The following is an 11868-nucleotide window of genomic DNA, read 5'->3' on the forward strand; positions in this document are numbered from 1 at the left end:
CGTGCTCAAGCAGTACGAGCGTACTGCAATTGGGCCGGCAGCCCCCAGCCGGCCTCGACCGGCCGGCGGAACCGGGCTGCGCGGAACAGGAATGCCCTGGAATCATCGTCCGATGCCAGTGAACCGCACCCTCGGGTCTATCACGGTCACCGCACTCACCGACGGCGAGGGCGCCTTCTTCCAGCCCCGCGCGGAGGCGTTTCCGCAGGCCACGGCGGCGCACTGGGCGGAGGCCGACCGGCGCGACCCCGGCTCGGTGACCGCCGACGGGCAGTGGTGGCTGCCGTTCCGCAGCTTCGCGATCCGCGCCGGCGACGGGCCGGTCACGCTTGTCGACACCGGGATCGGCCCGGCCGACGCGCCCGCCGCGAGCTGGGCACCCGTGCCCGGCCGGATGCCCGCCGAGTTGGCCGCCGCGGGCATCGACCCGGCCGACGTCGACACGGTCGTGCTGACCCACCTGCACAGCGACCACATCGGCTGGGCGGTCACCGGCACGCCGGGGCGGCCGTACTTCCCGAACGCGAGCTACCTGGTGCAGCGCGCCGAACTCGACGCGGCGGAGACGCTCAACCCCGGATTACCGGCCGGCCTGATCGCGCCGTTGCGCGCCGCCGGCCAGCTCCGGGTGGTCGACGGCGAAACCGTCCTCACCCCAGCGGTACGGCTGCTGCCCACCCCCGGCCACACCCCCGGTCACCAGTCGGTGTTGCTGACCTCGGCCGACGAACGGATGCTGCTCACCGGCGACCTGCTGGTGCACATGGTGCAGCTGGTCGACCCCGACCTGGCGTACGCCCACGAGGTGGACCCGGAACTCGCCCGCACCTCCCGGCTGACCGCCCTGCACACCCACTCCCCCACCATCCTGGCCACCCCGCACCTGTCCACGGCTTTCACTCCTCACCCGTCCCCGTAGATCACCCGTTGCGGGACGGTCAGGATCGGAGGGCTGGACGGCGAAGGGCGCGCCGGGGTTGTCGGCGCGCCCTTCGGTGAAGCGGTGGTTCGGGGGAACTACATGCTGGAGATGTCGCCCTGCTTGGCGCGGACGGCCTCGGCGGCCTCCAGGAGGCTGGCGCGCTCGTCGTCGTCCAGGTCGGTCTCGACGACCCGCTTGACGCCCTCGGCGCCGATCTCGGCCTCGACGCCCAGGTAGACACCGGAGATGCCGTACTCGCCGTCGACCCAGGCGCAGACCGGCATGACCTCGCCGGAGTCCTCCGCGACGGCCTTCGCCATCCGGGCCGCGGCGGCGGACGGTGCGTAGTAGGCCGAACCGGTCTTGAGCAGCGCGACCACCTCGGCGCCACCGTTGCGGGTCTTGACGACCAGCTCCTCGATCTGCTCGGCGGGCATCGCGTCACGCAGCGGCTTGCCGTTGACGGTGCTCTTCGACGGCACCGGGACCATGGTGTCGCCGTGCGAGCCCAGGGTCAGCGTGCGTACCGACGCGACCGGCACGTTCAGCGCCTCGGCGACGAAGTTGCTGAACCGGGCGGTGTCGAGCATGCCGGCCTGGCCGAGCACCCGGTTCTTCGGGAACTGGGTGGCGAGCTGCGCCAGCGCGGTCATCTCGTCGAGCGGGTTGGAGACCACGATGACGACGGCGTTCGGGGCGTACTTGGCGACGTTCTCGGCGACCTGACGGACGATCTTGGCGTTGGTCTCCAGCAGGTCCATCCGGCTCATGCCGGGCTTGCGCGGCAGACCAGCGGTGATCACGACGACGTCGGAGCCCTCGATGCCCTCGTAGCCCTCACCGTTGGGGCCGGTGGTGACACCGACCACCTTGGTCTCGAAGCCCTCGATGGCCCGGGACTGGTTGAGGTCGAGCGCGAGGCCCGCGGGCTTGCCCTCCACGATGTCGGTGATCACTACGGTGTCGAAGACGTCGTACTCGGCCAGGCGCTGTGCGGTGGTGGAGCCGTAGAAGCCAGCCCCGACGACAGTGACCTTCTTACCCATGGTCGTCCCACTCCCTGATACCAGTCGGTTTTCCGGACCGTATCAGTCATCCTGGCACCGATCGGGCCAGGGGCGGCGGCCATCGCCGGGATGGGGTGAACGTCACCGCCGTCCTGGTTCGGCGCGGCCCGACGTGCGGGTCAGCCGCGCTCGGCGCGCTCCACGACGTTGGTGAGCAGCATGGCGCGGGTCATCGGGCCCACGCCGCCGGGCATGGGGACCAGCGCGCCGGCCTTCTCCGCCACCTCCGGGGCCACGTCGCCGGTGTAGCGGCCCTTGCCGTCCGCGCCGATCACGCGGGTGATGCCGACGTCCACCACCACCGCGCCCGGGTTGATCATGTCGGCGGTGAGCAGACCCGGTACGCCGGCCGCGACGATGACGATGTCGGCGGCGCGGGTGTGCGAGGCGAGGTCGAGGGTGCCGGTGTGGCACAGGGTGACGGTGGCGTTCTCGCTGCGCCTGGTGAGCAGCAGACCGAGCGGGCGACCGACGGTGTTGCCCCGCCCGACGACCGCGACGGTGGCGCCGCGCAGCGCCACGTCGTGCCGCCGGAGCAGCTCGACGATGCCGCTCGGGGTGCACGGCAGCGGGCCGTCGTAGCCGAGCACGAGCCGACCCAGGTTGACCGGGTGCAGGCCGTCGGCGTCCTTGTCAGGGTCGATCAACTCCAGCACCCGCTGGGTGTCGAGGTGGGCCGGCAGTGGCAGCTGGACGATGTAGCCGTGGCACGCGGGGTCGGCGTTCAGCTCGGCCAGCACGTCGTCGACCTGCTGCTGGGTGGCGTCGGCCGGCAGTTCGCGGCGGATCGAGGCGATGCCCACCTCGGCGCAGTCGCGGTGCTTGCCGTTGACGTACGCCTGGCTGCCCGGGTCCGCCCCGACCAGGACCGTGCCGAGCCCCGGGATGATGCCGCGTTCCGCGAGTGCCTTCACCCGGATTCGCAGCTCGTCCTTGATTTCCGCTGCGGTTGCCTTGCCGTCCAGAAGCGTCGCCGTCACGACCTGATCGTCTCACGACCAGCACCCGCGGTTCAGACGACCTCGCTCCGGCCGTCCGCCGCTCCCACGACGCGCGGGCCGCCGGCCTACCGGACGAGTGACCGTGTGTGACGTGTTGCTCGTCACTCTCGGTCACGGTTTGTGGATTCGATCACGGTCGAACCAGACGGACTGGTCGTCGTCAGCGAAGGCCGGAACCTTCACCCAGCAGACCCCGAACGAACACAGGCGGGCCCAACCAGCTCGTCAGATCCTCGGCTTTCCGCAGTTCATCGTCGATAAACCCGCTTTCGGCTAGCAGATTTGTTCGCACCCGACAAGGGGGGCACCCCCGGACCGTTACTCACCCGCAACCACGTCGTTGCCGAAGGCCCGCCGCCGACCTACCGTTACCGCTTGTTGCGCAGCGTAACCCAGCGTCGGGCCTGACTGCGCAGCGTGAGGAGATGAGGAGGCTCAATGCGAGTTCGTAGACTCGCCGCCTGGACCGCCCTCCCGCTCGCGGTGACGCTGGGCCTCGCGGCCTGCGGCAGCGGCGGAGACGGTGGATCCGGCGGCAGCGACAGTTCGGCGGTCAGCATTCAGATCGCCGAGCCGAAGCACCTGGTTCCCACAAACACCACCGAGACGTCCGGGTCGCAGGTGCTCGCCGGCCTGTTCAGCCCGCTCGTCGACTACGACGCCCAGAACAAGCCGTACGAGGTCGCCGCGCAGTCGATCACCTCGTCCGACAACAAGGTCTGGACGATCAAGCTCAAGGACGGCTTCACCTTCCACAACGGCGAGAAGGTCACGTCCGAGGACTACATCAACGCGTGGAACTACGGCGCGTACGCCCCGAACGGCCAGGACAGCAACTTCTTCTTCGAGAAGATCGCTGGCTACGCCGACCTGCAGGGCAAGGCGCCGAAGGCCAAGGAGATGTCCGGCCTGAAGAAGGTCGACGACCTCACCTTCACCACGACGCTGTCCGAGCCGTACATCGACTTCAAGACGACGCTGGGTTACAACGCGTTCTACCCGATGCCGGACGCCGCGTTCTCGGCTCCGGGCGTGCTCAAGGACTCCTACGAGCAGGCGCCGATCGGGCAGGGCCCCTTCAAGATGAAGGGCACCTGGCAGCACGACAGCAAGATCGACGTCGAGCGCTACGACGCGTACCCGGGCGAGAAGCCCAAGGTCAAGAACATCGAGTTCCGGATCTACCAGCAGCTCACCGCGGCCTACGCGGACGTCCTGGCGGACAACCTGGACGTGCTGCCCACGATCCCGACCGAGAGCCTGAGCACCGCGCCGACCGACCTGGGTGACCGGTACCGGACCAGCCCGATGTCGTCGTTCCAGTTCCTGGCGTTCCCGACGTTCGACAAGGACTACAGCAACCCGGACGTGCGCAAGGCCATCTCGATGGCGATCGACCGTGACGAGATCACCAAGTCGGTCTTCAAGGGTTCGCAGACTTCGGCGCGTTCCTTCGTCTCGCCGGTCCTGCCGGGCTACCGGGAGAACACCGCTGGCAAGGCCGGCGAGTTCAACCCGACCGAGGCCAAGAAGCTCTACCAGGCCGCCGGCGGCCCGTCGAAGATCGTCATCTCGTACAACGGCGATGGCGGGCACAAGGACTGGGTCGACGCCACTGTCAACCAGCTCAAGACCAACCTGGGCGTGGACGCGGTCGGCTCGGCCGAGCCGAAGTTCGCCGACCTGCTGACCAAGGTCGAGAAGAAGACGCCGGTGGGTGCGTTCCGGATGGGTTGGGTCATGGACTACCCGACCATGGAGGACTACCTCGGCCCGCTGTACAGCACGAACGGCTCGTCGAACTACTACGGCTACAGCAACCCGGAGTTCGACAAGCTGGTCAAGGAGGGTTCCGCCGCCAAGACGCCGGACGAGGCGATCGCCAAGTACCAGCAGGCGGAGGACATCCTGGCCAAGGACATGCCGGTGATCCCGCTCCGCTTCGGCGAGAACGTGTTCGGCCACTCGTCCAAGGTCAAGAACGTGGAGATGGACCTGTTCCAGCGGGTCAACCTCGTCAAGATCGAAGCAGCCAGCTGAGCTGAGCATGGTGTGGGCCACCCGGGCGTCGAAGCCCGGGTGGCCCGGACCGCACCACCGGGGCCGGGCCGCAGCAGCGGACCCGGCGTCGGTGGTGCCGGCTCCCCCGGGCCGGACGGCATGTCTCGGATATTTCGGGTACGACCAGAGATGCCGTCCTGCGACCCTTTCGCACATTTCCGGAGAGACTGCTAAGCATGTTCCGCTACATCCTGCGGCGCCTACTGCAGATGGTCCTGGCGTTCTTCGGGACCACCCTGATCGTCTACGCGCTGACATTCGCCGGGCAGGGCGACCCGATCCAGGCGCTCGCCGGCGAACGGCCGGTGACGCCAGCGCAACGGGCCTACCTGACCGAGAAGTACCACCTGGACGCCACTGGCGTCGGCGGCTTCTTCTACCGCTACTTCGACTACGTGAAGAACCTGCTCCAGGGCAACCTGGGCGAGTCGCTCACCGGTCGGAACATCGGTGACATCCTCCAGCAGGCCTGGCCGGTCACCGTGCGGCTCGCGCTCATCGCGCTCGCTGTGGCGATCATCTTCGGCGTCACCGCCGGGGTACTCGCCGGCATCCGCCGGGCCAGCATCTTCGACAACTCGACGCTGGTCCTGACCCTGCTGGTGCTGGGCATCCCGACCATCGTGCTGGCGCCGTTGGCGCAGTACTTCCTGGGCGTCAAGTGGCAGCTCTTCCCACCCACCGCCGGCTCCGACCCGACGTTCTACGCGCTCCTCCTGCCGGGCATCGTGCTCGGCTCGCTGTCGCTGGCCACCGCCCTCCGACTCACCCGGGCCTCGGTGGCGGAGAACCTGCGCGCGGACTACGTCCGGACCGCCCGGTCCAAGGGCCTGGTCAAGCGGCGCATCGTCGTCGTCCACGTGCTGCGCAACTCCCTGATCCCGGTGGTCACCTTCCTCGGTGTGGAACTGGGCAACCTGATGAGCGGCGCGATCATCACCGAGGGCGTCTTCAACATCCCCGGCGTGGGCTTCAACCTCTTCCGCGGCATCCGCACCGAGGACGGCCCCCTGGTGGTGGGCATCGTCAGCGTGCTCGTCGTGGTCTACCTGGTCTCGAACCTGGTGGTGGACGTCCTGTACGCCGTACTCGACCCGAGGATCCGCTATGAGTGAGCGCAGCGAACGAATCATTCAGCGCAGTGTGCATGCCGGCGCTGAGCGCAGCGAGGTGTGGGCATGAGTGAGCGCAGCGAACGAATCATGAGCGCAGCGTGCATGCCGGCGCCGAGCGCAGCGAGGTGTGGGCATGAGTGACTTTGAGACTGTGGCGGCCACCGAGAACCAGGCCGCGCGACGTGGCCCTTCAGGGGAGCCGGGCGCGCCCAACCAGGTCGGTGCCCCGCAGAAGCCTCGCAGCCTGGCCGGAGACGCCTGGCGCGACCTGCGCCGCAACCCGATCTTTTGGATCTCGCTGGCGCTGGTCGTCATCTTCACCCTGATGGCGCTGTTCCCCGGGGTGTTCACCGCCAACAGCCCGAACGACTGCCTGCTCTCCCGACAGCACGCCGGGCCGTCCGGCGGGGCCATCTTCGGGTACGACTTCCAGGGCTGCGACACGTACTCCCGGGCGGTCTACGGCACCCGGGCGTCGCTGCTGGTCGGCGCACTCGCCGCCCTCGGCACCGGGATCATCGCGCTGGTGATCGGCATGCTGGCCGGCTACTTCGGCCGCTGGGTCGACGCGGTGCTCTCCCGGGTGATCGACGTGGTGCTCGGTATCCCGCTGCTGCTGGCCGCGATCGTGCTGCTCAAGCGGGTGTCCAGTGACAGCCAGTGGGCTCGGATCGGCGCGGTCGTCTTCGTGCTGGCCCTGCTCGGTTGGACCACAGCCGCCCGCGTGGTCCGGTCCTCGGTGATCACCGCCAAGGAGCAGGACTACGTCGCGGCGGCCCGGATGCTCGGTGCCGGCAACAGCCGGATCATGTGGCGGCACATCCTGCCGAACTCGCTGGCCCCGGCGATCGTCGTGCTGACCATCGCGCTCGGCTCGTTCATCGCGGCCGAGGCGACGCTCTCCTTCCTGGGCATCGGCCTGAAGGCGCCCACCATCTCGTGGGGTCAGGACATCGACACCGGCCGGATCCACATGCGGGAGGCGGCCACCCCGTTGATCGTCCCGTCGGCTTTCCTGGCGCTGACCGTGCTGGCGTTCATCATGCTCGGCGACGCGATCCGTGACGCCTTCGACCCGAAGCTGCGGTGATCCCTCATGACCATCAATCCCACTCCCGCCTCCGCCACACCAGAGGGCGGTCACCTGCTGGAATTGCGGGACCTGCACGTCGAGTTCCGCACCAACGAGGGTGTCGCCCGGGTGATCAACGGCGTGTCGTACCACCTGGACGCCGGCGAGACGCTTGCCGTGCTCGGCGAATCCGGCTCGGGTAAGTCGGTCACCGCCCAGGCGATCATGGGCATCCTGGACACCCCGCCCGCGTTCGTCCGCTCCGGCCAGATCCTCTACCAGGGCGAAGACCTGCTCACCCGCTCCGAGGAGCAGCGCCGGCAGGTACGCGGCAAGGAGATCGCGATGATCTTCCAGGACGCGCTCTCCGCCCTCAACCCGGTCTTCCCGGTCGGCTGGCAGATCGGTGAGACGCTGCGCCAGCGCGCCGGCATGTCCCGAGCCGACGCTCGACGTCGTGCCATCGAACTGATGGACCTGGTCAAAATCCCGGGTGCCGCCAAGCGGATCGGCGACTACCCGCACCAGTTCTCCGGCGGCATGCGGCAGCGCGTCATGATCGCCATGGCGCTGGCGCTGGACCCGAAGGTGCTGATCGCCGACGAGCCCACCACGGCACTCGACGTGACAGTGCAGGCCCAGATCATGGACCTGCTGGCCGACCTGCGCCGGGAACTCAACATGGCGATGATCCTGATCACCCACGACCTGGGTGTGGTCGCCGGCGTCGCGGATCGGATCGCGGTCATGTACGCCGGACGGATCGTCGAGCACGCCGACGTCCGCTCGCTCTACAAGGCGCCCGCCCACCCGTACACCAAGGGGTTGTTGGAGTCGATCCCGCGCCTGGACGTCCGCGGCCAGGAGCTGTCGACGATCAAGGGGTTGCCGCCGAACCTGATGCGCATCCCGTCCGGCTGCCCGTTCCACCCCCGGTGCCCGTACGTCCAGCAGGTCTGCGTGGACGAGGTGCCGCACGACCTGGTCCTCGGCGACGGCCGGACCAGCGCTTGCCACTTCGCGCAGGAGGTCCGTGATGACAGCGTCGCCCGCTAACTCCACAAAGGTCCGCGGCGAGACCATCCTCTCCGTCGACAACCTGGTGAAGCACTTCCCGATCACTCAGGGCGTGCTGTTCCAGCGGCAGATCGGGGCGGTGAAGGCCGTCGACGGGGTGAGCTTCGAGCTGCGTCGGGGCGAGACGCTCGGCGTGGTCGGCGAGTCCGGCTGCGGCAAGTCCACCCTCGCCCGGCTGCTGATGCGGTTGGAGACGCCCACCTCCGGACGCGCCACCCTGGAGGGCAAGGATCTGTTCAAGGCTTCCGGGGGCGAGCTGCGCCGGCTGCGCCGCAACATGCAGATGGTGATGCAGGACCCGTACACCTCGCTGAACCCGCGGATGACCGTCGGCGACATCATCGGCGAGCCGTTCGAGATCCACCCGGATGCCGCGCCCAAGGGCAGCAAGCAGAAGCGGGTCCAGGAACTGTTGGACCTGGTCGGGCTCAACCCGGAGCACATCAACAGGTACCCGCACCAGTTCTCCGGCGGTCAGCGTCAGCGCATCGGCATCGCCCGTGCGCTCGCGTTGAAGCCCGAGATCATCGTCTGTGACGAGCCGGTGTCGGCGCTGGACGTCTCCATCCAGGCCCAGGTGATCAACCTGCTCAAGCAGCTCCAGGGCGAGCTGGGGCTCTCGTACATCTTCATCGCGCACGACCTGTCAGTGGTGCGGCACATCGCCGACCGCGTCGCGGTGATGTACCTCGGCCGGATCGTCGAGATCGGCACCGAGGACGAGATCTACGAGCGGGCCACCCACCCGTACACCCAGGCTCTGCTCTCTGCCGTGCCGGTGCCGGACCCGGAGGCCCGCGACCAGCGCAACATGATCCGGCTGGTCGGCGATGTGCCCAGCCCGGCCGACCCGCCGAGCGGGTGCCACTTCCGGACCCGCTGCTGGAAGGCCCAGGACATCTGCGCCACCGAGGACCCCCAGACGGTCCCCCGGGCGGCGGACCCCCACCCGTCCGCCTGCCACTTCGCCGAACTTCGCCCGGCCCTCCCGGCCTGACCCCACCGCCCCCTGCCGTTGATCATAGAGTTGTTGCCCTGACACGCCGGCGTGCAGGGCAACAACTTCATGATCGACGGGGTCCAGCCCGGGGGCGGGGACTAGTGGAAGAAGTGGCGAGTTCCGGTTAGGTACATCGTCACGTTTGCCTTTTTGGCTGCTGCGATGACTTCTTCGTCGCGGATCGAGCCGCCGGGCTGGACGATGGCGCGGACGCCGGCGTCGATGAGGATCTGCGGGCCGTCGGCGAACGGGAAGAACGCGTCCGAGGCGGCGACCGAGCCGCGGGCCCGGTCGGCGCCGGCGCGGGTGACCGCGAGCTGCGCCGAGTCGACCCGGTTGACCTGACCCATGCCGACCCCGACGGTGGCGCCGTCCTTGGCGAGCAGGATCGCGTTGCTCTTCACCGCGCGGACCGCCCGCCAGGCGAACGCCAGGTCACGCAGCAACTCCTCGTCGGCGGCCTCGCCGGTCGCCAACTGCCAGTTCGCCGGGTCGTCACCGGGGGCGTTCACCCGGTCGGCGACCTGGGCCAGCACGCCACCGGTCACCTGCCGCAGCTCCACCAGCGCCGGCGTCCAGGCCGGTGCGCGCAACAGGCGGACGTTCTTCTTGCCCTGCAACACCTCGACCGCGCCCTCGTCGAAGCCGGGGGCCACCACCACCTCGGTGAAGATCTCGGCGACCTGCCGGGCCAGCTCGACCGAGACCGGCCGGTTGACAGCGATCACGCCGCCGTACGCCGACACCGGGTCGCAGGCGTGCGCCTTACGGTGCGCCTCGGCGACGTCCGCCCCGACCGCGATGCCGCACGGGTTGGCGTGCTTGATGATCGCCACGGCCGGCTGGTCGGCGAAGTCGTTCGCGGCCCGCCAGGCGGCGTCGGCGTCGACGTAGTTGTTGTACGACATCTCCTTGCCGTGCAGCTGCTCGGCCTGGGCCAGCCCCGCCGGGGCGTCCGGGTCGGTGTAGAGCGCGGCGGGCTGGTGCGGGTTCTCGCCGTAGCGCAACGCTGTCGACTTGCGCAGTGCCAGCCCCGCGAACTGCGGCCAGGAGTCGTCGGCGGGTGCCAGCACCTGGGCGCACCACTGGGCCACCGCCACGTCGTAGTCAGCGATGTCGGCGAACGCCCGGGCGGCCAGCGCGCGCCGCTGGGCCAGCGTGAAGCCACCCTCGCTGAGCGCGCCGATCAGCGCCGGGTAACCGGCCGGGTCGGTGAGCACGGCGACCGAGGCGTGGTTCTTGGCGGCGGCCCGCACCATGGCCGGGCCACCGATGTCGATCTGCTCCACGCACTCCTCGACTCCGGCGCCGGAGGCGACTGTCGCCTGGAAGGGGTAGAGGTTGGAGACCAGCAGGTCGAACGCCGCCACGCCCAGCTCGTCGAGCTGTGCCACGTGCGTGTCCTTGCGCAGGTCCGCGAGGAGACCCGCGTGCACCTTCGGGTGCAGGGTCTTCACCCGGCCGTCGAGCACCTCGGGGAACCCGGTCACCGTCTCCACAGGCGTCACCGGCACCCCGGCGGCGGCGATGGTGCCCGCGGTGCTGCCGGTGGACACGATCTCCACACCGGCCGCGTGCAGGGCCTGAGCGAGCTCGACCAGCCCGGTCTTGTCGTAGACGCTGACCAGCGCCCGCCTGATCGGGCGACGCCCGTCCTGAGTGGGACTCACGGAACCGTGACCTTCCTTCCGGTGATGGTCCAGCCTTCGCGGACCAGGCGACCGACCTGCTCGACGAGCTGGCGCCGCTCGGCTTCCTTGATGCGCTCGGTGAGCGTGTCCACGTCGTCGTCGTCAAGCACCGGCACCGCGACCTGCGCGACGATCGGCCCGGTGTCCATGCCGGCGTCGACGAAGAAGAGGGTGGCTCCGGTGAGCTTCACGCCGTAGGCGAGGGCGTCACGCGGGCCGTGGATGCCGGGAAAAGCCGGCAGCAGCGTGTTGTGCGTGTTCAGGTAGCGGTCGCCGAAGGCCGCGAGGAAGTGCGGACCGACAAGCTTGAGGAAACCGGCGGAGATGACCAGGTCGGGTTGGTGCTTCGCGACGTGCGCGGTGAGCGCGCGGTCCCAGGCCTCCCGGGTGTCGTGGTCACGGACCCGCTCGACGAAGGTCGGCACCCCGGCCGCGGCGGCCCGGTCCAGGCCCGCGATGCCGTCGCGGTCCGCGCCGACCGCGACGACCTGTGCGCCGTACACGGGGTCGGCGGCGGCGTCCAGCAGCGACTGGAGGTTGCTCCCGGAGCCGGAGATGAGGACGACGATGCGGGCGACAGGCGCGGGCTCGGTCACCGGGCCACCCTATCGGGCAGGTCAGGGACGCCCTGCGGCCGGGCGGCGCGCCGATCTTCGACGGTCCCGACGTGCGTCGACCCGGTACGCTGCCGCTCGCTCGGGCCGAACGCCGCACCGGCCCACACACCGCCCCTGATCCGGCACACGAAGCGGTCGACAAGGACCTGTTTGCCTGCTTTGGGAGACATGTCGTCCTGTTGCTGTACTGGGCTTTGGGAGGACTGACCGCGATCATGGATGGAAACAAGAGCACCAACTGACGG

General features: G+C 69.2%; 11 protein-coding genes. 7 read left to right on the top strand and 4 right to left on the bottom strand.

The genetic code is table 11. The features are described from left to right. The first annotated feature begins 112 nt into the window (after positions 1 to 112). Complete coding sequence (locus ABZU74_RS24665) at positions 113 to 919, top strand: MBL fold metallo-hydrolase (RefSeq protein ID WP_355428205.1); 807 nt, start codon at positions 113 to 115, stop codon at positions 917 to 919. Between the two features lie 98 nt (positions 920 to 1017). On the opposite strand, the gene ABZU74_RS24670 is transcribed toward ABZU74_RS24665, so the two are convergent. Further along, positions 1018 to 1968 carry a malate dehydrogenase gene (locus ABZU74_RS24670; RefSeq protein ID WP_355428208.1) on the bottom strand — a complete coding sequence of 317 codons (951 nt, stop codon included), beginning with the start codon at positions 1966 to 1968 and terminating at the stop codon, positions 1018 to 1020. A 140-nt stretch (positions 1969 to 2108) separates the two neighbouring features. Next, positions 2109 to 2969 carry a bifunctional methylenetetrahydrofolate dehydrogenase/methenyltetrahydrofolate cyclohydrolase gene (locus tag ABZU74_RS24675; RefSeq protein WP_355428211.1) on the bottom strand — a complete coding sequence of 287 codons (861 nt, stop codon included), beginning with the start codon at positions 2967 to 2969 and terminating at the stop codon, positions 2109 to 2111. 459 nt (positions 2970 to 3428) lie between these two features. Here ABZU74_RS24675 and ABZU74_RS24680 point away from each other — a divergent pair, with 459 nt between their 5' ends. The 5 genes from ABZU74_RS24680 to ABZU74_RS24700 all read left to right on the top strand — a co-directional run bounded on the left by ABZU74_RS24680 (position 3429) and on the right by ABZU74_RS24700 (position 9312). Beyond that, positions 3429 to 5030, top strand: a complete 1602-nt coding sequence (locus tag ABZU74_RS24680) for an ABC transporter substrate-binding protein (RefSeq protein WP_355428214.1) — start codon at positions 3429 to 3431, stop codon at positions 5028 to 5030. 197 nt (positions 5031 to 5227) lie between these two features. Next, positions 5228 to 6166, top strand: coding sequence for an ABC transporter permease (locus ABZU74_RS24685; RefSeq protein ID WP_238658631.1), 939 nt, complete (start codon positions 5228 to 5230; stop codon positions 6164 to 6166). Between the two features lie 133 nt (positions 6167 to 6299). Beyond that, positions 6300 to 7256: an ABC transporter permease gene (locus ABZU74_RS24690; RefSeq protein WP_355428217.1), complete on the top strand. Its 957-nt coding sequence runs from the start codon at positions 6300 to 6302 to the stop codon at positions 7254 to 7256. 6 nt (positions 7257 to 7262) lie between these two features. After that, complete coding sequence (locus tag ABZU74_RS24695) at positions 7263 to 8294, top strand: ABC transporter ATP-binding protein (RefSeq protein ID WP_030338351.1); 1032 nt, start codon at positions 7263 to 7265, stop codon at positions 8292 to 8294. After that, on the top strand, positions 8275 to 9312 hold the full coding sequence (locus tag ABZU74_RS24700) for a dipeptide ABC transporter ATP-binding protein (RefSeq protein ID WP_355428220.1): 1038 nt from the start codon (positions 8275 to 8277) through the stop codon (positions 9310 to 9312). Before ABZU74_RS24695 ends, ABZU74_RS24700 begins: the two co-directional genes overlap by 20 nt. Positions 9313 to 9413: 101 nt before the next feature. On the opposite strand, the gene purH is transcribed toward ABZU74_RS24700, so the two are convergent. Continuing rightward, a complete protein-coding gene (gene purH, locus ABZU74_RS24705; RefSeq protein ID WP_355428223.1) occupies positions 9414 to 10985 on the bottom strand; it encodes a bifunctional phosphoribosylaminoimidazolecarboxamide formyltransferase/IMP cyclohydrolase in 1572 nt (523 codons plus the stop codon). Then, positions 10982 to 11602 carry a phosphoribosylglycinamide formyltransferase gene (gene purN / locus ABZU74_RS24710; RefSeq protein WP_355428226.1) on the bottom strand — a complete coding sequence of 207 codons (621 nt, stop codon included), beginning with the start codon at positions 11600 to 11602 and terminating at the stop codon, positions 10982 to 10984. The genes purH and purN overlap by 4 nt, the downstream gene beginning before the upstream one ends. Before the next feature lie 71 nt (positions 11603 to 11673). Between purN and ABZU74_RS24715 the strand changes: the two genes are divergently transcribed. Next, positions 11674 to 11865, top strand: coding sequence for a hypothetical protein (locus ABZU74_RS24715; RefSeq protein ID WP_355428229.1), 192 nt, complete (start codon positions 11674 to 11676; stop codon positions 11863 to 11865). The last annotated feature ends 3 nt before the right edge of the window (positions 11866 to 11868 follow it).

Origin of the sequence: Micromonospora sp. NPDC005171, assembly GCF_040608575.1 — a bacterium.
GTDB lineage: Bacteria > Actinomycetota > Actinomycetes > Mycobacteriales > Micromonosporaceae > Micromonospora.

Coding starts and splice junctions, on each gene's coding strand:
- ABZU74_RS24700 (WP_355428220.1), top strand. CDS start 8,275: ATGACAGCGTCGCCCGCTAACTCCACAAAGGTCCGCGGCGAGACCATC.
- ABZU74_RS24685 (WP_238658631.1), top strand. CDS start 5,228: ATGTTCCGCTACATCCTGCGGCGCCTACTGCAGATGGTCCTGGCGTTC.
- ABZU74_RS24665 (WP_355428205.1), top strand. CDS start 113: ATGCCAGTGAACCGCACCCTCGGGTCTATCACGGTCACCGCACTCACC.
- ABZU74_RS24680 (WP_355428214.1), top strand. CDS start 3,429: ATGCGAGTTCGTAGACTCGCCGCCTGGACCGCCCTCCCGCTCGCGGTG.
- ABZU74_RS24670 (WP_355428208.1), bottom strand. CDS start 1,968: ATGGGTAAGAAGGTCACTGTCGTCGGGGCTGGCTTCTACGGCTCCACC.
- ABZU74_RS24690 (WP_355428217.1), top strand. CDS start 6,300: ATGAGTGACTTTGAGACTGTGGCGGCCACCGAGAACCAGGCCGCGCGA.
- ABZU74_RS24695 (WP_030338351.1), top strand. CDS start 7,263: ATGACCATCAATCCCACTCCCGCCTCCGCCACACCAGAGGGCGGTCAC.